This window comes from Sphingobacterium sp. N143 (assembly GCF_030325625.1).
In the GTDB taxonomy this organism is placed as follows: Bacteria; Bacteroidota; Bacteroidia; order Sphingobacteriales; family Sphingobacteriaceae; genus Sphingobacterium.
Map to the genome: position 1 here is coordinate 1 of NZ_JACAIS010000013.1, position 24,437 is coordinate 24,437.

The 24,437-nt window shown below is 40.2% G+C and carries 19 protein-coding genes; 10 read left to right on the forward strand and 9 right to left on the reverse strand.

The window, feature by feature from the left end:
* Positions 1 to 99: 99 nt before the first annotated feature.
* Positions 100 to 615, forward strand: a complete 516-nt coding sequence (locus HX021_RS20595) for a hypothetical protein (RefSeq protein ID WP_286592492.1) — start codon at positions 100 to 102, stop codon at positions 613 to 615.
* Between the two features lie 50 nt (positions 616 to 665).
* On the opposite strand, the gene HX021_RS20600 is transcribed toward HX021_RS20595, so the two are convergent.
* From HX021_RS20600 to HX021_RS20615, 4 genes are all read right to left on the reverse strand, one after another.
* On the reverse strand, positions 666 to 1,280 hold the full coding sequence (locus tag HX021_RS20600; RefSeq protein ID WP_286592494.1) for a DUF5025 domain-containing protein: 615 nt from the start codon (positions 1,278 to 1,280) through the stop codon (positions 666 to 668).
* 126 nt (positions 1,281 to 1,406) lie between these two features.
* Positions 1,407 to 1,871 carry a hypothetical protein gene (locus tag HX021_RS20605; protein WP_286592495.1) on the reverse strand — a complete coding sequence of 155 codons (465 nt, stop codon included), beginning with the start codon at positions 1,869 to 1,871 and terminating at the stop codon, positions 1,407 to 1,409.
* A gap of 103 nt (positions 1,872 to 1,974) precedes the next feature.
* A complete protein-coding gene (locus HX021_RS20610) occupies positions 1,975 to 2,607 on the reverse strand; it encodes a response regulator (protein WP_286592496.1) in 633 nt (210 codons plus the stop codon).
* Positions 2,600 to 4,570, reverse strand: coding sequence for an ATP-binding protein (locus HX021_RS20615; protein WP_286592497.1), 1,971 nt, complete (start codon positions 4,568 to 4,570; stop codon positions 2,600 to 2,602). Before HX021_RS20615 ends, HX021_RS20610 begins: the two co-directional genes overlap by 8 nt.
* 548 nt (positions 4,571 to 5,118) lie before the next feature.
* On the opposite strand from HX021_RS20615, the gene HX021_RS20620 reads away from it, so the two are divergent.
* Positions 5,119 to 6,288 (forward strand): esterase, encoded by a 1,170-nt coding sequence (locus tag HX021_RS20620; RefSeq protein ID WP_286592498.1) that lies wholly within the window; start codon positions 5,119 to 5,121, stop codon positions 6,286 to 6,288.
* Between the two features lie 103 nt (positions 6,289 to 6,391).
* On the opposite strand, the gene HX021_RS20625 is transcribed toward HX021_RS20620, so the two are convergent.
* Positions 6,392 to 7,297, reverse strand: coding sequence for a flavin reductase family protein (locus tag HX021_RS20625; RefSeq protein ID WP_286592499.1), 906 nt, complete (start codon positions 7,295 to 7,297; stop codon positions 6,392 to 6,394).
* A gap of 248 nt (positions 7,298 to 7,545) precedes the next feature.
* Here HX021_RS20625 and HX021_RS20630 point away from each other — a divergent pair, with 248 nt between their 5' ends.
* The 3 genes from HX021_RS20630 to HX021_RS20640 are packed head-to-tail and all read left to right on the forward strand — an operon-like array spanning position 7,546 to position 11,277.
* Complete coding sequence (locus HX021_RS20630) at positions 7,546 to 9,717, forward strand: TonB-dependent receptor (RefSeq protein ID WP_286592500.1); 2,172 nt, start codon at positions 7,546 to 7,548, stop codon at positions 9,715 to 9,717.
* A gap of 16 nt (positions 9,718 to 9,733) precedes the next feature.
* Positions 9,734 to 10,210 carry a DUF4625 domain-containing protein gene (locus HX021_RS20635; protein ID WP_286592501.1) on the forward strand — a complete coding sequence of 159 codons (477 nt, stop codon included), beginning with the start codon at positions 9,734 to 9,736 and terminating at the stop codon, positions 10,208 to 10,210.
* 47 nt (positions 10,211 to 10,257) lie between these two features.
* Entirely contained in the window at positions 10,258 to 11,277 is a 1,020-nt protein-coding gene (locus HX021_RS20640; protein WP_286592502.1) for a DUF4625 domain-containing protein, read from the forward strand.
* Positions 11,278 to 11,340: 63 nt separating this feature from the next.
* On the opposite strand, the gene HX021_RS20645 is transcribed toward HX021_RS20640, so the two are convergent.
* Both HX021_RS20645 and HX021_RS20650 read right to left on the reverse strand, forming a co-directional pair.
* Positions 11,341 to 12,411 carry a phytase gene (locus HX021_RS20645; RefSeq protein WP_286592503.1) on the reverse strand — a complete coding sequence of 357 codons (1,071 nt, stop codon included), beginning with the start codon at positions 12,409 to 12,411 and terminating at the stop codon, positions 11,341 to 11,343.
* A 63-nt stretch (positions 12,412 to 12,474) separates the two neighbouring features.
* Entirely contained in the window at positions 12,475 to 15,267 is a 2,793-nt protein-coding gene (locus HX021_RS20650) for a TonB-dependent receptor (RefSeq protein WP_286592504.1), read from the reverse strand.
* A gap of 296 nt (positions 15,268 to 15,563) precedes the next feature.
* Between HX021_RS20650 and HX021_RS20655 the strand changes: the two genes are divergently transcribed.
* On the forward strand, positions 15,564 to 16,892 hold the full coding sequence (locus tag HX021_RS20655) for an endonuclease/exonuclease/phosphatase family protein (protein ID WP_286592505.1): 1,329 nt from the start codon (positions 15,564 to 15,566) through the stop codon (positions 16,890 to 16,892).
* Positions 16,893 to 17,000: 108 nt separating this feature from the next.
* Here the strand turns inward: HX021_RS20655 and HX021_RS20660 are convergent, their stop codons facing one another.
* On the reverse strand, positions 17,001 to 19,463 hold the full coding sequence (locus tag HX021_RS20660) for a TonB-dependent receptor (protein WP_286592506.1): 2,463 nt from the start codon (positions 19,461 to 19,463) through the stop codon (positions 17,001 to 17,003).
* Positions 19,464 to 19,710: 247 nt separating this feature from the next.
* On the opposite strand from HX021_RS20660, the gene HX021_RS20665 reads away from it, so the two are divergent.
* Positions 19,711 to 20,286 carry a DinB family protein gene (locus HX021_RS20665; RefSeq protein WP_286592508.1) on the forward strand — a complete coding sequence of 192 codons (576 nt, stop codon included), beginning with the start codon at positions 19,711 to 19,713 and terminating at the stop codon, positions 20,284 to 20,286.
* Between the two features lie 46 nt (positions 20,287 to 20,332).
* Here HX021_RS20665 and HX021_RS20670 read toward each other — a convergent pair whose 3' ends face one another.
* Positions 20,333 to 21,343 (reverse strand): ligand-binding sensor domain-containing protein, encoded by a 1,011-nt coding sequence (locus HX021_RS20670; RefSeq protein ID WP_286592509.1) that lies wholly within the window; start codon positions 21,341 to 21,343, stop codon positions 20,333 to 20,335.
* A gap of 100 nt (positions 21,344 to 21,443) precedes the next feature.
* Here HX021_RS20670 and HX021_RS20675 point away from each other — a divergent pair, with 100 nt between their 5' ends.
* The 3 genes from HX021_RS20675 to HX021_RS20685 all read left to right on the forward strand — a co-directional run bounded on the left by HX021_RS20675 (position 21,444) and on the right by HX021_RS20685 (position 24,182).
* Positions 21,444 to 22,346, forward strand: coding sequence for a winged helix-turn-helix domain-containing protein (locus HX021_RS20675; RefSeq protein ID WP_286592510.1), 903 nt, complete (start codon positions 21,444 to 21,446; stop codon positions 22,344 to 22,346).
* Positions 22,347 to 22,495: 149 nt separating this feature from the next.
* Positions 22,496 to 23,062: an RNA polymerase sigma factor gene (locus HX021_RS20680; protein WP_286592511.1), complete on the forward strand. Its 567-nt coding sequence runs from the start codon at positions 22,496 to 22,498 to the stop codon at positions 23,060 to 23,062.
* An 85-nt stretch (positions 23,063 to 23,147) separates the two neighbouring features.
* On the forward strand, positions 23,148 to 24,182 hold the full coding sequence (locus tag HX021_RS20685) for a FecR family protein (protein WP_286592512.1): 1,035 nt from the start codon (positions 23,148 to 23,150) through the stop codon (positions 24,180 to 24,182).
* Positions 24,183 to 24,437 lie beyond the last annotated feature (255 nt).

Below are 24,437 nucleotides of genomic sequence, written 5' to 3' on the forward strand. Positions count from 1 at the left end.
AGAGGAGTTTGCTAGAAAAATCAATAAACAAAATATTGCAGCTTAACTATGTGTCCATTTTATTGTTGCAATTCCAACTCTATACCAAAATAAGTTGTTATGCAAAAAATAATTAAAGGCATTATTATAACCCTAATGGCAACAGTCCTATATGCTTGTAGTAAGGATGAAGATGACACTATGCCGCCGACTGAAAATTATGTTCAGGCAAAAATTAATGGCAAATTAGTACAATTCAAATTAAACAGTAGTCACCAAAATAATACGAACTCAATCAGTGTTGTCGGTAATACGGCTGATATTAACAACAGCAATGAGAATACGCATATTCAATTGGCTATCATCAGTGCAAAGGCGATCGAACCTACGACCTATGAGTTGGAGAAGACCTCGACTATGGTTATAACCTATGGTGTGATTAAGAAAAAGGCTGATGGAACCATGGAACAGGACAATTACGTTGCTTCCACCGGTTCGGCCAGTGCTGGTGATCACTTTACGGTCAAGGTTGACAAATTCGCTGAGGGGCATGTGAGCGGTACATTTTCCGGCACCGTAGTGGGAAGTTCCGTGGTTACTATTTCAGAAGGAAAGTTTTCCGTTCCTATTGACTAATGTGGCAACATAATTTTTGATCATTTACGAATGGAATAGGTTAGAGAGCCTTATTCACCAAAGTTTACAATTTCATTATAGGGCAGGTAGAACTCACCATCCGTAATGACCATCTTATCATTCATATTGTTTTCATGGCTAATAGTCCCCTTAAATTTACCCTTAATACCATTTGATTGGTTTATTTCGGTTATTTCCAGTGTAAAATCGCCTGTGTCACGGGCATCATATTGAATGGTACCTTCCTTTGTCTGGATGAAGTATTCCATATCGATGCTGTAAGTCTCGGCTCTTATATCATCGATCCCTTTCCAGGCGCCTCCGTTTTGGGTATAGGTACCTGGGGGGAAATCACCGCCTTCATTCCATAAGTCAAAACCAAATGAATGGGGCTGTTGTTCCAGGGGCTCACTGCCATCCGTCGCCGAAACAAATCCATGGATGACAACATGTTGCCATTTATGGTCATTTCCCCCACCCTGAAACTTTGCCAAGTGTAAAAAATCATGCTGCTCGCCATTGACCTTCGCCTTGAAATAATACGTATTGTTGTCAGTAGAACCGTTGTCGTCCTTGCTACATCCCATAAACAACGTGCCAGTCATCAATATCCATATCGTAACAAATAACAGGGACCATGGCAATCTATTTTGATCGTTTTTCATTTATATATTTTTTTAAGATGCTCAGAGAGAGCTCTCCAAAGAATCATTTTTGACAAGGTTTATTTCATTAAGTTTTAATTTATGGCACAGGTTTGTGACCTGCGCCAGGTGAGTCTCCGGTTTCGACTATTTCATTTTAATAGTGATCCGGTTATCTTCCACTCCCGTGATCTTGTCTTTAGTGATCATTCCACCAGAGTTTTTGATCAGTGTAGTGATGAGCTCTTCCGGGCTTTCATTATGTTGAATGGTAAAGAAAGAAGTAGCGTCCTTATATTTAAGGGACGTTTTCTGCACGCCGGGAGCTGTTTTTAGTTTTGCATTTAATTCGTTCATCTCCGGATAGGAAGCATTCTCAATCACCACTACGGTGGAAACTTCGCCTTTGTTATCTTCGGATTTCTTCTTGCCAAATAAACCGCCTAGTTTTTTTCCCAGCTTATCTGCTTTGTTGGCTCTCTCGGTATTCTTGTCTAGGGTTCTTGAGGTTTTGTCTAGGTGTCTTTCAATTTTATCCAATAGTCCCTGTGCACGAACCATCGTTGTAGAACTGAATGCTATTACAGCCAAAATTAAAAAGTAAGTTTTCATAACATAAATTTATTGTTCATACCAAAGTTATGTCCATAATCAACGGGCAACAATACCTAAGGTTAGGGCTTTTTAACCTCCTAATAATAGGATGTTTAGGAGACTATATCATCTTATGTTCTACAAGCAATACCAATAACTCAGCGATGTTTTTGACGGCGAATTTTTGTAGGAGGTTCTTGCGATAAGTATCCACCGTAAGTTTGCTGAGAAAAAGTTCGTCAGCAATTACTTTGGTTGTTTTTCCCTGTGCCAGCAGTTGCAATAATTGTTTTTCACGTTTGGTCAAGGAGGGGAGTGGGTGGGCTGAAGTGGTGGGTGTCGTCATTATTTGCCGGACGTTGGAGCTCAATACCACCTCGCCCTGCAGGGCGGAATAAATGCCCGTAAGGATCTCTTCGGCAGGAGAGTCCTTGAGGATAAAGCCAGAAGCACCTTGCTGGAGTATCTGCAAAATCGTACTTTGTTCCGCCTGGTTGCTTAGTGCAATTACGATGGTAGCGGGATATTGGGTTTTGATGGTTTTACAAATATCTATACCGTTAACGTCGGGTAATACAATATCTAATAATACGATATCAACCGTATTTTTATCTAAAAAAGACAATATGCTTTTCCCGTTCTCAAAACAGAGCAGATAGTATGGTACTTCGTATTTAACAAAAAGTGAACGCAAGCCCTCCAGCACAATTGGGTGATCGTCCACCAAGGCCAATGTAATACTTTTTTTAGACATAGATTTCAATGTTTACGGTAGTTCCCTCATCAATCGTCGAATCGATCTGAATGGTTCCTTTCATAAGATTTACTCGGTTTTTGATATTGACCAGGCCTATTCCATTGACCTGTTCTTGAGCTTTTGGATCAAAACCACTGCCGTTGTCTTCCACAGTAATCAGGATATTGTTCTTCTCCTGGATGCATTGAACGATAATCTTCGTCGCTTTGCCGTGGCGTAGCGAATTGTTCAAGAGCTCCTGTATCACCCGGTAAATATTAACCTGTACCTGCACAGGAATAGTATCTTTTATGCCACTTGGCTGAAACTCCACTAAGATATTGTCAGATGAGATGGAAACACAAAGATCGCGCAGTGCTACTTCCAGTCCTGAACGGATCAATGTTTCAGGCATCATATTTCTAGATATGCGACGCAATTCGCCTATCGAATTTTCAAGCTGACGGACGGTATCATCAATAACGGAGGATGAAGCATTCTTCCGTTCGGCCGAGAGTTTGATTTTGATGCCTGATAGTGTACCTCCCAATCCATCATGGAGGTCACGTGCAATACGCGCCCGTTCTCTTTCCTCGGCGAGGAGTACGGCCTGGGTAAGTTCAAGTTCTTTCTGTTTTTCCAGCTCCTGTAGGCGGGTGGAGGTCTGTTGCTGTTTGGTTCGGTATATATAAACTGCGAAAATAAAAGCTAAGAGAAAAATAGCTGCACCAATGCCCAAAAGCCAATTGAGCAGGCGGTGGTTTTTCTCGGTTAGCTCTGCTTCTTTTCGTTCTGCCTGAAGTTGTGAAATCTGCCGTTCCTTTTTGGCTGTCTGGTATTTTTTTTCCATTTCCACGATATCGGCCCTGTTCTGGGAGGTATGTAGGCTATCGTTAATGCTGATAAATTTTTGAGACCAGGTATAGGCTTCTTTCATGTTTCCCGTATGGGCATAGGTCTGTGCCAAAAGGTTGTAATATGAATTTCGGTCATTGATGAGCAGAATATTACTCCTTAGCAGATCCTCCATAACCGCTATCGCCTGTTGGTTCCGGCCGAGTTTTCTAAGTATGTTGAACTTAGCATACTTTGCTCTGTTTATATAGTAGTTTTCACCTACATCGGCCTGTATGGCAATGCCTTTGTCATAACTTGTTATCGCGTTTTCATACCTTTCTTTTTTTTCATAATACAGTCCCTCGGGAAAGTAATAAAACAAAAAGGCGTTGGATGACGGGTATTTTTTCAGTATGGTGTAAGCCCTGTCAAGATAAAGTTTTCCTTGATCTGGTCTATCCATGAAAAGGCTATTTTCGGCAAGCACGAGCAGTACTTCAACAAGCGCCCCTTCTCTCTGTGCTTTGTGATCTGTTGTCGATCGTTCAAAATTAACCAAGGCATCAGTCAGGTATTTGTTTGCCTTTGGCCGCTGTTCTGCATTCAGCAGACTGATACCGACAAACTTATTTGCATTGGCAATAGTAAAGGTGTCTTTTGATCGAATGGAAAGGGGTAGCGCATGATTGATATAAGCATCCAGTCCCTGTTTTTCGTTACCCTGCATCTGTTCGAGCACTCCCCTTAAAACCCAGTTATGGCTTCTAAGCCTATATGCTTCGGAATTGTCATAGCGAGAAAGTATTTTATCTGCCTCCGTCGAATAACTGCGGATCATGTTCAGATCTTGGGCTCCCATCATGATATAAGCTCGGTAGTAAAGAGAGGCTCCTTTTAGAAAGGGTATGTTTCCGCTGAGTGAAGTGCCTTTTTCAAGGTATTCTTTAGCTTTTGGTAAATTCTTTACCCGCTTGTAAGCAGAAGCTAATTGTAGTGCAGCATAAGACTTGCTGCTGTCATTCTTTGCTAATGTAAAGCGGTCTTGTAATTTCTGGATATAGCTGCTGTCTTCATAAAGTTTAACGACTATCTGCGCGTTTGCCAATGTACAGCTGAAAAACAGGATAATGAGGAGGAATTTCACGTTTATAAAAGATAATTATAGTCAAATTTATTCATTTTAACATATATATGAAATACCTAAAAGTAGGATGTTATGGACTTATTACAATCCAAAATATAATAACAATTTCATCAAGCGCCTTACCTGTTCCCAAAAACTGAAGCAGAGAGTTCCGATGTGAATTACTAATTTGAAATAGAATGAAAATTGATAAAAAATCCAACTTAATGTTTTGGAAATAAATATAATTACGTTTTCTAAATGCTTTACAAATTGGTGGAGAGAAGCAGGTGGTGCTCTTGAAAGAATAATTCTTGTCGCTTAAATTTATTGAACATTATTAGTATATTCGTGTACCGGTTAGGAACTTTTGTTGGTATAAGTTGGATAGAGTTAACACCATTTTAGCACTGATTACTAGGAGCTTTAGTTATATCAGCTATTTAAAATACCAAAACCTACGCGCCTTGAACCTTGTACGCAGCAGGATTGGCTACCGATATAGGCCTATACCAGCCAAAAGCTATTTTTGGTAAATTATTTTAGAGAATCAATTATTAAAGGAAAAAATGAAATATTTACTGTTCTATTCACTTTTGTTCGGAGCGTATTCTATTACTCATGCACAGGAAAGCCTTAATTTTGGAAAAAAGAAAGAAATCATTTCGCCGGAAGTCAACGGTAAAAATGTAACCTTTCGTTTGTTCGCTCCAAAGGCGACAACCGTAAAGCTCCAGGGGAACTGGATGCAGGGCCAAGGTTGGGAACCGGGAACAGTGGAGTTAAAAAAAGATGCTGATGGAATCTGGTCTTTTTCTAAAGAAGATTTTAGCCCTGATATCTATACGTATTCTTTTATTGTAGATGGGGTTAAGGCCGATGATCCCAGCAACTCCTATCGCGTTCGCGATGTTTCATCGGTAATGAGCATGTTTCTGGTCGATGGACCACAGTCCGCGAACTTTAAAGTTCAGGATGTGCCACACGGTACGGTTTCCAAAAGGTGGTACACTTCAAAAGGCCTGAAAGTTGAACGCAGACTGACTGTCTATACACCGCCCGGTTACGAAGCATCAAATGAAAAATATCCCGTTCTTTATTTGCTGCATGGTATGGGGGGAGATGAAGAGGCATGGATGACTTTGGGAAGAGCTTCACAAATACTTGACAATCTGATCGCGCAAGGAAAAGCGAAGCCGATGATTGTTGTCATGCCAAATGGTCATACTAGTAATGCTGCTGCACCGGGAGAATCTGCAAGGGGTTTTTATAAAATCGATATGCGAACCCCTGATATTTTTAGTGGTGATATGGAAACCTATTTCCCAGAGATTATGGATTTTGCAGAGCAAAATTACCGTGTAAAACAAAATGCGGCAGATCGAGCGATAGCAGGCCTCTCTATGGGCGGATTTCATTCATTATATATTTCTGCCAACCAGCCTAAGACTTTTGATTATGTTGGTCTTTTCTCTCCCGCAATATTACCACCGGAAAACAGTCAGAGCCAGATTTATCATGATCTTGATGCCAAACTAAAAAAACAGAGAGCCAATTCCTATCGGCTGTATTGGATCGGTATCGGTAAAACAGATTTTCTCTTTAAAAACGTATCCGATTATCGTCAAAGACTTGACAAAATGGATTTCAGCTACCAGTATATGGAATCTGAAGGTGGACACACCTGGAGCAATTGGAGAACTTATCTAAGTGATTTTGTCCAGAAAATATTTAAATAAAAAAATTGATGCCGACACTAGACTTATTGCATCGGTTCCATTGAAGACTCCCTGATCGAGGACCTTTAAGATACAATGCTGAAGTCAATTTGACTTCAGCTATTTAGTGGATCAATCCATTTATCAACAGCACTTTCCATGCATCCATGACACGACCGTTTTCCAACATATCCTTGGCTTTTAAATGCAGGCGTGTGCTGCGGTTATCGAGGGGCACATCAAGCAATTCCTTCATTTCATCTGTTTTGCTGAAGGCTTCTACCTCCGCTTCAGTGGGTAGGGTGTTGACCAGTGCTAATAGCCCCAGATTATTCCCGGTTAATACGTTCGAGTATTTAACATCCTTTGGAAAAGCATCTACACCGATCCCCATTCCGGTATAATCTGTTGGTTTGGCAATTTTAAATAAATTAGCCTTATTTACCCGACAATACCAATCACCACCCAGACGGGCCACGGGATCCATTTGATGTGGATCTATTCTACCATTCGCGTCCAAGATATCCGCATTGATGTGCATCCGTTTCACCTCGGCAATAATCAAATTACCTGCTCCGCCGTTTTTCCCCAGCGATATCACATCATTCACGGCACATTCCAATTGAATGTGCGATTCCGCTACCCGGGGAGGTTTCACTGTTTCTGACGCCAGTTCTGTAAACCCCGTTTTTGCAAATTCGTTGACGTCTTTTGGATAATCCGCACTCGTTAAATAAGTCTGCTGAACCATATCGTAGTGTACCATATTAATGACACATTCTGGTATGTCCAATACATTTTCAAGTGTATGCTTTGTGCTGTTATCCCGTGCCCTGGTTGTCACCGAGAATACGCATATCGGCGGATTGACACTGGCCACATTAAAAAAGCTAAATGGACTTAAATTAACTGCCCCATTTTTATCCACTGTGGATGCAAAACATATCGGCCGGGGAGCAATGGCATCGTGCAGATAACCTTGTATTTCCTTTGCTGTTGCTGATGATACATCAATAGTTTTTAACCTCATTCAAATTTTTATTCACGTGCATTCCGGAAAAGAAAAGTTTATAAAAGCAAGCAAAGGAGATGGCTTCTGGTATCCTCTGCGTACGGATGAAAATACAGAACTTTTGTGAATATTAAAAATGCTGTTTCATAAGGAGCCTCATGTGAATTAATTCTTTTTGCAACTTTGTGTATTTTACAATCATTTTTTTTATACCTTTGTTGCAACTAAATTGCAATTAAAGATATTTTACAATTTCACAAACATTAATGAGCAGGTCCTTTCTACTTTTTTCACTCTTTTTTATTCAGGGAAGTTTTCTAAACCTATATGGACAGGAAAAATTAGAAAGAGAAATAGACCTACAGGAAGTCCGAGTGGACGGTAACCGGTATAAGCACGCTATGGAAGGACCTTTATCCGTAAGCTATATCCACATAGATTCCTTGCAGAAGTTTCAGGGCGGTAGTTTAATGCAGACATTGAGTAGGATACCTGGAGTCGGTTCGATAGGCATCGGAGCGAGTCAATCGAAACCCCAAATTAGGGGATTGGGTTTCAACAGGGTGATAACCGTCGAAAACGGCATAAAGCATGAAGGACAACAATGGGGGTTGGATCATGGCCTTGAGATTGACCAGTACAGTATTGGATCTGCTGAAATTATAAAAGGCCCCAGTTCATTTATGTATGGTTCAGATGCAATTGGTGGTGTTATACGATTATCTTCAGTTCAAGAACCAGAGGAAGATGGGGTCAATGGAAGCCTCAATCTTATTGCAAAGTCCAATAACGGTACCCTTGGCAGCTCAGCACAATTTGTAGCCAAGGAGGGGAAATTTGTATTTGGCGGGGGGATTACCCATCTTAATTATGGTGATTATCGGGTTCCGACCGATACAGTGTACGTTTATAATTATGCTGTCGGCTTGAAAAATAACTATGTCCGAAATACGGCCGGCAGGGAAACCGATTTTCAAATAAGAGGGGGATACATCACTGAACGATTTTCCTCCATTATATACTTAAGTAATTATGATACTAAGTTAGGCTTCTTTGCCAATGCGCATGGTCTTGAACCCAGAGGGGTAAATACTGCGCTGTATGACAAATCAAACAGAGATATAAGCTATCCAAGCCAAAAAGTGAATCATTTTAAGATCATCAATAGGAATTATTTTGAGACCGATGACCAAAAAATATGGATTGATATAGCTTATCAGCGGAATAATCGGAAAGAGTTTAATCATTATGTAGCCCATGGTTACATGCCTGCAGTCTTCCCCGATAATATGGGGATTCCAGAAGATCTGGAAAGATTGTACGATAAAAGCATCTATAGTATTCATGTAAAAGATCAATTTACGAAAGGATCACATCAAATTACTGTCGGCGGTAGCGCAGAAATCCAGCATAACCATATTGGAGGGTGGGGGTTTCTTATTCCGGAGTATGATCAACGCGCTGCAGGACTGTTCGCACACGACCAATACAGCATTGATCAAAACACCATGTTGTACGCTGCATTGCGGTACGACTATAGTCACAACCAAAGTAAGGCTTACCGCGATTGGTTTGAATCTGAAACAGAAGATGGAACCCGGGATAAAATTCTACGGGCCGAACATACCTCGAAAACGTTCAATAGCCTGGTTTGGGGCCTTGGTCTTGCAAAGCAATTTGGAACTATAGAAGCCAAGTTAAATATTGGTAAGAGCTTCCGAAATCCAGCTACCCAGGAATTTGCCTCAAACGGTGTCAATTACCATTATTATAGTTACGATATAGGGGATAGAAATCTTTCACCTGAGCAATCCTATCAGGCAGACCTATCCATAGGTTGGAGAAAAGAGGCAGCTGATATTGTCATAACGCCATTTTATAATTATTTTTCAAACTATATCTACCTCAATCCAACATCTCGCTTTGATCAATTTCATGGCGCTGGTAACCAGATTTTCAAATACTCCGAAAGTAAGGTACTTCGATATGGCGGTGAAATTAATGCCAATTTTCGCTTTGTGAAAGATTGGAAACTGGAGGTCTTAGGTGAATTTGTCAAATCAAAACAGCTTTCAGGTTCCAAGAAAGGATACACCTTACCATTCTCTCCTGCGCCATCCGTTTTGATCGGTTTGGACTGGTATCCAAAAATACATCAATTTTTAAACGGTACCTATTTCGCTGTGGACTGCAAGTGGACTGCGGAGCAGAATAATATAGTACCTCCGGAAGAAAAGTCGCCCAGTTATACGCTTTTCAATTTTAGAGCTGGAACAGATTTTAAGGTCAACAATTCAGTCGTCCAATTAAGATTTCAGATCCAAAACCTGCTAGATACAAAATATATGGACCATACGAGCTTTTATCGTCTGATTGCACTACCCGAACAGGGAAGAAATCTCATTTTATCGGCGCGTGTGCCCTTTGGAAAAAAATAATAAACTAGATCATACTATGAATAGAATCAGCAAATCCATCTTGATGTTGTTTTTTTTGACATCCATAATGGCATGTAAAAAAGACAATGAAAGTATAGATGACGAAAAGCCAAAGATCGATTTGACAGCGGAGAATGCCTTTCCGAAACAATGTAGTCAAATTAAGCGTGGAGAATCTTTTAAATTTCAGATGCATTTATCTGACAATGTTGCCTTGGGAAGCTACAGCATTGATGTACATCATAATTTTGATCACCATTCCCATTCTACTGAAGTTGAAGAATGTACCCTTGATCCGGTGAAAAAGCCTATCCAGCCATTTACCATGGTAAAATCAATGGATATACCTGGGGAACCGAAAGAATACATCGCTCAATTGCAAATTGATGTTCCAGCGGATGTTGATCCTGGCAATTATCATTTTATGGTACAAGTTACAGACCTATCTGGATGGAGCACCCAGCGTGGCATCAGTATCCGTATAACAGAATAAACTTGAAAATTATAAATTAATAGATTTTTTAAACTAAATTTTTTTAAATGAAAACTACAAAAATTGGCTTTATTACGCTTTTTACCATGCTCATCTTCGGATTGTTGTCCTCCTGTAAAAAAGATAACGATGATATTCCAGCATTATCAAAGCCGACTATCGATACCATGGAAATCGGCACTGATAACAGTAAGACAGCAGCTGCTGGGGCAGATTTGCACCTGGAGGGAAATATTGTTGCAGAAGCTTTGATCGATAAAATAGCGATAGACATTCATCAAGAAGGTGGCGGAAGTTATAAAATAACTAAAACCTATACAGAAGGAAAGTATGTAGGTGTCAAAAATGCAGTTTTTCACGAGCATATTGATATTCCTTCAGTTGCACCAGCAGGAGAGTATCATCTACATTTTACCGTGACTGACAAAGCCGGCAATTCTACTACAGTTGAGTCGCCTCTAACAATAACGGCAGCAGCAGCTAAGGCCGCTTTTAAACTTGTCTTCACAGAAGTTAAAGGTGAGGCCCATGGCGATCATTTCCATGATTTAGCGGATATAGAAGGAGTAGAGCCTCTTTCGGTAAATTTCGATGCATCAGGCGAACCTATCGGCCATGGTCATTTTCATATCAGTCCAAGCGGAATTTACAGAGTGGAATTGAAACAATATGACGCAACTGGAGCTGAGATCCAAGGACAATATATAAAAGACAAGGCTACTGCGGATAGTTACAAGGCTTTCATTACAGGTGGCGCTTTTATTTTGAATCCAAATAGCGAAAACGCCACCGGTGCAATTTTCCAGCCCAAAGAAACAACTTACAGTGATGGGACCGCCATCCCTTCTGGAGCGATCGAGACAACAGGAATAATTTCATATTTTACTGCCGGAGCAGCTAATACTGGTGAAAAAGAGGTGAAATTTGTACTTAGAAAGCTTAAGGATAAATCAACTAAAGCCAAAATCACGAGAACAGACTGGAATTTATCGAATTATGAGGTGAAGTTTCCAGGAGAAGATGTCTTTCGTTTATCTTTCGAACTGCATGCCGAGGACGGAGCATAAATCATCATTAAAACATAGCCCATAATCATGATGGGCTATGTTAATCTCCCCGCTGTCCAGTTTTTAACGTCCTTCCCCCTGATCAATCCGTTTCTGTATCAAGTTCCAATCGTAATAGTGAAAAACCTTGCCATTGCTCATGGCAACCAGCATTCCTTTCGGGAATTCCCCTCCCAGATCCAGTGATGTTGCTTCTGCTCCATCACATTCAACAGCTGAGACAGGAAAATCAGCAAGCTTTTTGTAGGCATTCGGATTACCGTTTGTTCCTTCTCGCGGGTAGACCACAAAAGAATTGTTCTGCTGGTTAGACAATAATATATAACCGGTGCTATCACCAGTTTTATAGATGGCAATGCCTTCATGGTCAGATTTTGTATCCTGCTGACCAAAGAAGGCAAGTTCTTTATTATCATTTCGTTCCGGGTCGGCATAATATTTCCGGATACCAGACTGCTCATCTGAATAGTACACATACCCGAGCTCGTTATCTACAGCGATGGCCTCTATTTCTTTCTTGCCACTGTATGTGCCGAATTTGCGAACTACTTCACCTTTGACAGAACCATCGGCGTTACCACTGATCTTATATTGCCAGAGGTACGACCCTGAAGGTCCTGATTTGCGCCCGACAATGGCATAGATCGCCGAACCCGAGGAATCTCTCTTTGTATAGATTGCAATCCCCATACCGTCCCTGTTTTCCTCTCCCTCGAATACAGGGATACCTCCATTGTCAACCGATTTTAAATCTGGTAACGTATATACGCGTATCGTATGTGCTTTGCGTTCGGTGGTAATGGCGATATCGACTTTTCTACCATTTAGGTCCAGGCCATAGGCAATATCCACATTATTGGGGCGCTGCAGCCCCGTTACCTTGTTAACGATCTTTCCCTGCAGATCGTATAGATACAATCCGCCACCGACTTCCTTGTCGGTTCCGACAATCAGGCTTTTTGCTGGGTCTGCCGTATTGATCCAAATGGCAGGGTCATCCGTGTCAAACTCCGTCTGTTCGGTAACCACCGTCGGAACTATGGCATCGGCAGCCACAGGTGCAAGCCCCGAAGAGCAAGCTGTCATCATTGCTGCAGATGCTATTATGATCAGTATAGCTAATTTTTTGTTCATTGTCTGTTTGTTGAATAGTAATAAGTTGTTTCAGTTAAACGTAACGCATGCTGTTTTTCTACCCTAGAGGTCTAATTTGACCCCCAGGTTGAATCGGGCCTGATAATATTCCATTTGCATCGTCCTAGCAGATATTCCCTGATAGTAACGGAGAGGTTGGTTTGTTAGGTTGTTTGCCTCCATGAAAATACGGAACTTTGCTGTGATTTTATAGGCTGCATTAGCATCCAAAAATAATTGTTTGTCGTAGTAACGGTCGTCAAATTTGTTGCCACCCAATTCGTCAATATAAGAAGATGTATAGTTGAGCGATACACGGGAAGAGAATTTGCTATTCTCCCATGACAGCGACCCGTTAAACATATGGGGCGCTGCGCCGGGTAACTTCATGTCTTTACGTTCTTCTCCATCCTCATTCGTAATCCCTTTGGCTTTGGAACCAGTGTTCGTATAGTTCAGATAAATACCAAATCCTTTTAGGAAACGTCCCGGAAGGAAATCCAGCTGACGTTGAAAAGCGATCTCAAATCCATATACATCCACATTGTCTCCATTCCTTTGCTGGATAAACTTATACTTATCGCCTGTTGAAATCGGGTTCTTTTGGTCAGGAAAGTCTTGTGCAAAATCATCTGAAGTGTATTGAGTATTGCTATAAGTATAGATAAAATTCTTCAGGTTCTTATAGAAAATACCTGCTGAAATAATACCAACGGAATGAAAATAATGTTCTGCCATTAGGTCGCCGTTATAGGAAAAGGTCGCATTTAGGCCGGGGTTACCGGCTGTTACCAGGCGGTCTTCTCCGCCCACTACACTCACATAGGGCGCTAGGGCGTAATAATTAGGGCGGGCAAGCGCCGTTGTAAATGCGGCACGAACTATTGTGGAAGGGGAAGCCTTATATTTGAAGGACAAGCTGGGCAATAAATTGGTATACGCATTTTTGTTGTTGATCTCGTTAAGCAGTTCTTCCTCGTCCATGACGTAATTTCCGGTATAATCAATTTTTGTATGTTCAATACGTGCGCCCAAAATCATAGCGAGCTTATCATTGAAGTCCTGGTCCCAGCGTACGTATCCGGCATAGATCCGTTCTTTGGCCATGTAATTAGCTGTCAGGTATTCATCGGGTTTGGCCTCTTTTTCATATGCATCTGGATTTTCCAGTTGGAGCCCACCTAGGTAACGATTTGGGACAAACCGACCCGGGACATACTGTTCTCCGGGGTTAAAACCTTTACCTCCATAAAAATCGCTGGCGATATCCGCAAATGGACCTAATTTATCAACCGGCGAATATTCGTAAAAGATATTGTCACGTGATTTTTCCTTTATCCGCAGACGTACCCCGGTACGCAGGCGTCCCTTTTGGTCTTGTATGATGGATAATGGGAAGCGGATATTGGCTTTGAACCCAAATTCTTTTTCCTCGGTGAAATTCTCATTCTCCGTAATCTCATCTAGTTTGAATGCATTCACGTCCTCATTCGCTGACAGCACAGGTTTCTTTGGGTCTTGTAGATCCATATCCATCTGTACTCCTGTTTGCTCGAAACCAATATAACGTTCATTCGGCCTGAATTCGCTTGCTATGGCATAGTTTGCTGCCCAGTCCAGATCAATTTTCGAACTCAGCAGGTGCTCTCCTCCCAGTCCATAGTTCTGAACTTTTTGGCGTTCCAGGCGCGCATTCTTATTTGTTTTGTTGTCAATTCCACCTTTTGTTTCACGGGTTATGGTACCCTCGTATCCATTATCCGTTTGTTTGATCTTCTTATAGGACACACGGTATCTGTTTTCCCTGTCATCACGCCAGTTATACATACCATTGGCATACAATGTATTCCTGTCATTGATCTTATAATCAAATGCAAGTGCTGTACTCCGACGGATACGCTGTACGTCATATTTACGGATTTGTAATTCAGATAGATAGGGCTGGTCTTTATCGGTAAGTGCCCAGACACCTTCGACATTGTCGGACCCGAAACGGTTGTTGTTCAATGAGCCGCTCAAGACGATGCCGATTTTATTATTGGCAAAACGATTTCCATAAACGAGCCCAGCGGTATAGTTTGCTTTCTCTCGGATTGGTCCATAACCGCCTGCCAGTGTCGCTGAGATACGTTGTCCATTGGGGGAAGCTCTAGTGATCAGATTGACGGAACCGCCAATAGCGTCGGCATCCATATCCGGTGTCAAGGTCTTGTTTACCTCAATTGTTGAGATCATATCTGCAGGTATCAAATCCATCTGCACGTTACGATTGTCACCTTCAGCAGATGGAATACGGTCACCGTTCAATGTGATGGAATTAAGGTTGGGGGCTAGACCACGAATAATAATATTGCGAGCTTCACCCTGGTCATTCTGCATCGTGATGCCGGGAACACGTTTCAGGGCATCCCCGATATTGGCATCAGGAAAGCGACCTACCTGATCGGAGGATATAATGTTCGAAATATTCTGATTGTTTTTTTGCTGATTGAGGGCACGGGCCTGACCTTTCAGTATGTCCCCCATGATCAGCACTTCAGAGAGCGTATTGCTAGCAGCTGACAATGTAAGCTCAATGTTGTTCCTTTGGCCGTGTTTCACGGTGACCTTTTTTTCCAGCGGTTGGTAGCCCATATATACAACCGATAAGGTGTAGTTACCTTCCGGGATATCCAAAAATTCAAACATACCGTTCTGTCCTGAAACTGTATATCTGTTACCTTCCAGAATACGGATTGTAGCACCAGGTAAAGAGAATTTATCTGTATCATCGGTTACTTTTCCCGTCAGTACGGTACTTTGCCCATAGGTTATCAGGGTGATAATGGTTAATAATAAGGTAGCGAAAAATTTCATGATTAGTTTTAAATTTTGACAAACCTAGGCAGTTAGTTTTAATGACAGGTAAACCTAATATTAATAATAGGTTAATATCGTAGTGGGTTAAGGAAAGATCAGAAGTAATATTAAGAAATTATGATTTTTTTTCTTTTATATCGGGTTTTAGCCTCTTTGTTTATATATTGAAACCGTTCTCTGGATTACATGGCGTTAAGTAATCTCGAAAGGAATTATTATATTATACACCAAATAGGACGTGCCCTTGATTGTCAATTTTAAACTGAAGTGATTACCAATTAGATTAAAACAATATGAAACGATGTAAATCAGGTTTACTGATCCTCATGAGTATCGTAAGCCTCTTTCTATCTTGTAAACAACAGGTACTTGAACCAGAAGGAGTAGATTCCGTTCAGCCTCGTCTGAAAGCAGCAGTGGCAGAAGCAGCCGGGCTTCCGACAATTGTATTTGCCAGCTATAATGTACGTGTTGATGTTACGGCAGATGCACCAGCGCATAAATGGTCGGACCGCAAAACGATGATAGCTAATCTGATTAAAACACACAAGTTTGATATTTTTGGTGTGCAGGAGGCAAAGGACAATCAAATGGCAGATCTACAAAGCTTACTTCCTGATTTTAACCATCTGGGGTCGGGAAGAGAGGCAAATGGCACGGGAGAACATACAGCCATTTTCTATAACAAGAGCAAGTTTAGTATTCTGGCCAGTGGTAATTTTTGGCTTTCGGAAACCCCAACTGTAAAAGGAAGCATTGGCTGGGATGCCGTACACCCGCGGGTATGTACCTGGGCTAAGATTAGAGACATCGCGTCCAATACCTCTTTCTTTTATTTCAACACCCATCTTGATCTGACAACATTGTCACAGACCAATGGTGTAAAGCTGGTTTTAGCAAAAATCAAGGAAATTTCGGGCACCAATCCAGTGGTCCTATCAGGCGATTTCAATTCTAATCAAACCACCAACCAGTACAATATCTTGCAGACCTCAGGAGTGGTAAAAGATGCCTACACGCTGAATCATTATCCGTATAACCCCAAGGGGCACACCTATAATGGTTGGGATATCAATAGAGTGGCAAATAGCCGGATTGATCACATTTTCGTTTCGTCCCATTTTCAGGTAGATCAGTTCAATATCATTATTGATACGTATAACAACAGCTTACCGTCCGATCATTATCCCGTCCGTGTACGTCTGAACCCTGCGAGCCAGCCCGACCAGCCGGGTACGGTGAGCATTCCGGTCGGCCGGACGATTAGTATCAAAGGAAGTAATGGCAAGTATGTGACAAGCAATAACGGGACAGCAAATATGCGTTGTGACCGTACTACAGCTGGGAGCTGGGAACGTTTTGAAGTGATCAGTGCCGGCACGGGTAAGGTATACCTGAAATCCATGGGGAAATATGTTTCTTCCGAAAATGGTGCTAAACCGATGATCTGTAATAGAGCGACTGCTTCGACCTGGGAAGCTTTCGACTGGATTCCCAATGCTGATGGTACATTTTCACTACGGGGGGCAAATGGCCGATATGTACGATCAGGTGGCGGTACTGACGATATGACCTGTACGGCACCTGAGGTCAGAAGTTGGGAAAAATATACCTACCAGTAGACCGTGTACAGCCATTTAAATCGTACATTATTGTTACGATGTTTTAGAGTTTAATATCCTTCATAAGGCCCTGTTGATAAAATTTTCAGGGCCTTATGAATTGCTAGTTTAATCTATTCTCGCATCCTTTTCCAGCTTTTTGGGCTGCTTTGTAGAGAAGGTTTTTCCGAAATTATAACTTAAACTCAATTTTGCGTATCTCGACTTCAATTTATTCATTGACTCAATCGAAATGACATGACCTAAACTGGCAATAGGAACTTTTTGCAAGTTAAAAATATCTTCAATAGTCAACGATATGTTCAGCTTGTCCCTGAACAATTTTTGTTGTACCCCTGTCGTAATATAGCCTGTTGCCCCATATTTCATCTGGAAACTATTTCTTTTCGATGCATAAAAGCCAAGTATTTGAACCGTAGTCTTTGGCAGAATAGTGATAAAAGTATTGATCGATCCATTAAAGTTTACAATTCCGGGTAACAAAGCATCTTCCGAATTGTTCGATTTGAAAGCCGGGCGTTGGACCGATAAATATGTACTGACATTCACCCTGGCTCCAAACTTGTTTTGAGACATTAAATAACCCCCAATTTGGTTTAGATTGTAATCATTATAATAGTTAAACTCCGGGCTTGCTACTTCCTGATTATACCTCGTGACATAGGTAAACATGTTCTTTGAAGAGTTGCCATATACAGAAAGTATCAGTGAGTGGTTGCTATTAAACTTATGCGAATATTGCGCATCCAACCTATTAGTAAAATAAGGCTTTAAATGTAGGTTACCATTGCTAAAATATCCAAGCGTATTTGTCACCACAAATGGATTGAGCATACTATAGCCAGGCCGTTCAATTCTTCTATTCCCCGATAGTGAAACACTGTTCTTTTGGTCTTCGAAATCATATCGTACATAAAAATTGGGAAATAAATTAAGATAATCATTTTTTATCTGTTCGGCAGTTGAAACGGACCGTAATTTATAATTGAAAGATTCCAGCCGTAGACCAACATCGAAGGAGATGTGCCTATATTTACCACCAAAAGAAGAATAGGCAGCACGAATACTCTCGTTATAGTGAACATCATCTCTACTATTTTTTTCTCCACTTGTGATATTTCCATTGATGGCCAAGTTCCTAAAGTTACTTTCGGTATTCGCGTGGTTATATTTTGCTCCCAGTTTCAGACCAAAGCCTTTTCCTACCTTATGTTCATAATCTGCATTAAATGACCAGACATCATAAGGTCTGATAATAATAAAATTTCGGCTATCGTTTTCTGAGGAATTTATTCCAATGCCAGAAAGATCATACGCCTTTCTCCAAAATGACATATTATTCTCATTGGCGTATTTAGCATAATTTACGCCGATCGAGAGCTTGTTATTCTTTTTAAAATTTTTATCATAGACCAGATCAACAATATGGAAATCATTGTCCAAAAAGTTCAGATCACTCTGCTTGATGAGCCGTTGAAACTTATCATCTCTATTATATATACTGGCGATCCTTTCATTGGGGTTATTACTAAAGAGATAAGCATACCAATAGTTCAGGGAAATGGTGCTCGTCGAATCAATATTATAAAGTAGGTTGGATTTAACGGAATGGGTCCGTTGGGATCTATCGGTAATCTGCTGTTGCCTAAACAGGAAACTAGAATCAGGTAAGTAATAGTTCCTTATGAGATCATTTCTTCTATAAAGGTTTTCCACGTACGAAAAACTATAGCCTAATGAAACATTGAACTTATCCTTTTTGAGATTTAAGTTAATTGATTCGTCTGTTCCCCAAAGCGTAGAAATACTAGCATTTGCCGATCCAAAGAAACCCAAATTGGAATTTTTCTTAAGTATGATATCTAATATACCGCCATCACCTGTGGCATCATACGCTGCGCCCGGATTAGTAAGCACATTAATGGAGAGTACATCGTTGCTTGGCAGAGATTTTAAGTAGTTCAACAGGTCTCGACCTCCCATGTTGACTTTACGACCATTTATCAGTACAGTAGCTCCTTTTCCAAGCAATTGTAATTTACCTTCCATCTCATCGACAGCTAGTCCCGGTACCTGCTTGAGCAGTTCAGCCATATTTGTGCTGTTTCCTATTATGTTATTTTCAGCATTGAATTTATAGCCACCGGTAATAAGCTCTAGGGTTGGTCTCTTGGAAGAGACTGCACCCTCCTCCAGTTTATTGTCTATCTTATGCAGTCTTATAGTACCGATATCTATATTGCTCTCATTCAGCGTTGCAATTCTTCTGATCTGAGGCTTAAACCCCATATGGTTGATTTTGATGTAAATCGGAAATCGATTGTGCTCCAATCGGAAGTTTCCAGTTTCGTTGGTCATAGCTGTTTTTACAGGGCTGTTATTACTTTGATGGACCAACAAGTATATTGAAGCCAATTGAACGGGCTCTTTGGTGATAGAATCGACCACTATACCCGTAACAATAAAAGTTGAATCGATACGGTGAATGTTCGTTGTATGGTATGAACCATAAGATATAGAGAAAAACAACAGAGATGGGATCGCCAGAAGCAATTTTTTGAATAAATCCATACATTTAAGTTTCTTATGCTAAAGCTTGATGACAATTATTTATAGCTAATAACTACGAATAAGTCGAGTTTAGCGTTAGAATGTTGCATAATCTGTCTGAATGAGATTCTGTGAAGTAGTTCTCCTTGTGAACCTTGTTTCTGCCTGAAAAAATATTATATTTATTTCCATGGGCATGAGAAATATGTCGAAGCCAAACAGGTGGTTACGAGTAACTGGAGTGCTATTAATAATAAATGGATAGATAATGACCAATTATAGACTAATATTAAGACCCGATAAAAGTGAATATCCTTCGTATTCTCAGGCGTATTTTGACCTGATCAAAACAGACACGGATATATTGCAGGAATTGGACGATAATTTTTTTAAGCTAAAAAAACTGATTTACTCCTTGCCTGCTGATAGATTGTTATACCGGTATGCTGAGAATAAATGGACCATCAAAGAAGTATTGGTCCATAATATTGACGATGAACGAATTTTTTCATATAGGGCGCTGCGTTATGCAAGAAACGACAATACGCCTTTGCATGGTTTTGAAGAAAACGATTATACCAGATATGCTTATGCCAATGAAAGAAGTTTAGAAAGTATTTTCGGGGAATATGAAACCATCAGAAATGCGACCTTAACACTATTTCAGAATCTGCCGGAAGATTCTTTTATGAGAAGTGGTGGGATGATAGATGTAGGAGGACGTATCAGCAATATGAGGACCGTGAGAGCATTAGTCTATCATATCGCTGGGCACGAACTAAACCATGTCAAAATAATCAAAGAACGATACTTGAATATGCCGATAGAAAGATATGTTTTATAATTCCGAAAAGAGTAGGTCATATGGTAATGACAATTCTGTGCCATTTTTAATTTTTACCATTAATATGCCTTACCCCATTTAAAGTGCCAAACCATATACTCCCATCGTTAGCTTCCGTAATTCCAAAAATCTGTGCTTCACCCGATCTGATGATCACGGGAGGAGTGGTAGGATCCAATAACGATTTTGAATTATATCGGGAGAGGATCCAGCTTGTTACCTTCGTAGCTGGTTGTGAGACATGTTTGAAGTCTCTATTTACTATACTATCCGAGCTAGTCCAAATATTTCCATGTTTATCTTCGTAGATATAGCCAACGAATTGGCGTGTATAGTTTGTGAAGGTAGTACCATCATAGCGCCATAGTCCATCATTTCCACCCAGCCAGATATACCCTTTTTTATCTTCCACGATGGTACGAACATTTTTGAAAGGTTTGCCCTTGTGACTTAGGGTTTTATATCTTTTACCATCATAAACGTAAGCGTACTCACCTGTCCCAAACCATAGTTTTCCTATCTGGTCCTCCGTGATCCAGTTGATGCTGTTGTTGGATAATCTGTCTTTTGACGCAAAATTCTGAAAAGACTGTCCATCATAGCGACTTAATCCCGCTTCAGTACAGAACCAAATATGACCAGCCTTATCCGCATAGATTTCAGTGACCCGGTTACCAGCAAGACCTTCTTTTGTCGTAAAATTGCGAAAGGACTTCCCATCATAATAGTAGACACCTGATCCGACCGTGGAGAACCAAAAGTTTCCTTTTTTATCTTCCAGTATGGAAAAAAAGCGGGCTGAACTGATTGCAGCTGTTATATTGGTAAAGGATTTTCCATCGTATCGAAAGATACCTTTCCAAGAAGCAATCCAAATATTGCCCCTTCGATCTTGTTTTACCGTTCGCACGATTCCACTGGGGCCATGTGTAGCGTCTGCATCGTTGAATAAAGACCTTGAATGATGTATCTGTTGTTTTTCCTGGTTGATCTCGCTGCAAGAGCTGATAAAAAAAGAAAACAGCAGTAAAATAGAGATGTTTTTTGCCTTGTTCATATGCTATCAAAGTTGGTTGAGCGAAAATACTTTGATATCTTTATAGCAGACCGTTCAGGATTGTAAATTAAATTGTAAACTTTGTAAATAATGTCCTCTTATGCGATATGATTTCAAAAATCTCCTCAACAGAAAACGTAGATACATCATTGGTCTAACATTTGTATTCCTGTCCATGGCCTTTATCGGATTGGCCTTCAGTATAGAGGGGAGAAGCGACTTTGATGACTCCAGAACAGAAATCTCACTCCGTAAGCTTGGACATCTGTTACTCTTACAATCGGGTGATAGTACCTCAAGGGTACTTCCTATAGAAAGGATTACAGCAGATGAATACCAGATTAGATTTGAACAGCATCTTACCTTTCAGCCCGATTCCCTGTTAAACACGACGAAAGATCTGTTGGCTAAAACCCCGTTTAGAGGTGATTATATTGTTAATGTCCTCAACTGTGGTACTCGTACGGTAACCTATGGCTTTGCTATAGCTGGAGATAAACACGACGATATTACACCTTGTTTGGGGAGAGAGCAACCTCGTGGCTATTATGCCATTAACATTAAATTCAAGCCAGCAGAACAAGGAGCAGCGAAAGGAACATATATTTTGGGGAGCCTGTCTGCATTGGCCTTTGTTTGTTTTGTCTTTTTTAGACCTGTTGCACAACGAAAAGTTCCCAAAGACGGTCGAGCTGCTCAGCTGATCACGTTAGGGGCATTACAATTTGATCCACAGGAAAAGCAACTGAAGATAAATAACGAAAGTATAGATCTGACCCGAACGGAAGCAAGACTATTGCATATTTTTGCGCTGTCTCCTAATGAGACAATAGCTAGGACGAGACTACAAAAAGAGATCTGGGAAGATGAAGGGGTAATAGTGGGACGGAGCCTGGATATGTTTATCTCAAAGCTCAGGAAAAAATTGGAAACAGCTTCCGATATCAAAATTGTTGTAGTCCGTGGCAAAGGCTATAAATTAGAAGTTAGCTATAAAGTATAATTTTCCAATCAATTTCTTTCAGACGACCAGCGACTTAAATAATATATGGATGAATAAGTGTTGATCAGATACTGCTATTTTTAAATTCTTATATTCTTGCAAAAATTGATATCTTTATTTCCTATAGACCATTTCATATTTTTATTTAAATGCAAAAGTTGAATCAAGATCCCTTTTTATGGACTGAATTGCGGTATGCAATTGTATTCAATCGAGACCAACTTGCATTTAAAACTTTATTCAAAAAATTTTATTCTGATTTATATGAATTTGGCTATGCAATTATTAAGTCACCAGAACCTGTTGAAGATATTATTTCAGAAATTTTCATGAAATTGTGGTTATTGGAAGATAAATTAATGGAAATAGAAAACATTAAAACTTATCTTTTTAGGTCTGTGAGAAATAATGCCATAAAATACCTTGAAAGACAACATTCGCATGTGGATATTTCAGAAATTATTGATTTTAACTATCAATATCCAAGTGTAGAACAAGAATATATCTCCAGTGAAAATCTGAAGGTTATCCAACAGATCATTGACGAATTACCTTCTAAGTGTAAAATGGCTTTTACCTTAGTCAAGGAACTTGGCTGTACTTATCATGAAACGGCTGCCATTATGGAAATTTCTACAAATACTGTTGACCGGCATATCCAACTAGCTCTCCGCCGCCTCAGGGATTCTATTACTTTGAGAAAAATAAAAAGTTAGTAGTCAGCTTTTTAATGTTTATTTTTAATTTCTATTGGTGAGATTTACCTGTTTTTGGTTCTTATTGTAAAGACTCAAAATTAAGATGGATCAAGATCAATTTCTAAAATTATTAAATAAAGAAATCCAGGGGAAACTGACAGCCGAAGAGAAGTTACTTTTGGAGAAGTTGATCATTGACAATCCGGATAATAAAGTCCTTTATCATTTTATTAAAAATCAGCACCGAACGCAGCCATCAGCCAGCGAAAAAACTGAGAAGGCATTTGATCTGCTATGGCAAAAACTGGAAGACAAGGTCCCCGAAAGCGTTCCAAAAAGAGCCTCAGCTAAAAGTCGCTATCTCCTGTATCTAGTAGCTGCTAGTATTATGATCTTCTTTTGTGTCGGCATGTGGTGGTATTCATCTCAACAAGAAGCTATCGAATATAAAATAAGCTATAGCAGTGCTAAGGGCGAGAAACGGATTCTTAACCTCCCTGATGGCAGTACTGTTTGGCTGAACGGCGACAGCAAGCTTTATTTGGCGACAGATTTCAATAAAAAAGAACGTCGGGTTAAATTGGTAGGAGAGGGTTTCTTTGCTGTCGCTAAAAATAAAAAACATCCATTTATAGTATCCTATAAGGATTCCGAAGTAAAGGTATTGGGGACAAAATTCAATATTAGAGCATATCAGGACGAAAACAAAACACAGACGTCACTGGTGGAAGGGGCTATTGAATTGAAAAGTCAAAAGAATGGTGAAACCTACCGGTTAGTACCCGGAGATAAGCTAACAATAGCTTCGAATGGCAATGTGCAGCCATCGAAGGACAAACCCCGTACAATTATGGTAAAACGTACAGCACTTACGGTGCAGGAAGGAGAGAAAATGCCCTCCGAAGCGTTATGGCTAGAAAATAAACTATCCTTTGAGGCTGATCCGATGAATATTGTGGCTTCCAAAATAAGCAAATGGTACAACCGAACTGTGCTAATCGACAATATCGAGCTGGAGAAAACCACCTTTACCGGAACAATGGAGAATTATAGCCTTGAGATGGCTTTAAAGACTATTTTGCTCGCCAATCCAAAGCTACATATCCGTGAAGAAAACGAATCAATTATTTTATATTAACCCTAAATAAACGATGATGAAAGATTATACATAAAGTTTCAAAAAAGGATACACCTCATGATGTATCCTTCATGCTCATGAAATAAGAGTGCGAAGTCCCTGAGAAAGATAAAGCACTCTATGGTTCCATAATCAATTTAAAACTATGAAAAAAAATTTACATGGTCAGGTATTTTTTGCACGAAAGTCAAGCACCATTAAATATGCATTAATGACAAAATTAACGTTAGCGCTCACTTTTGCATTTACCGTAAA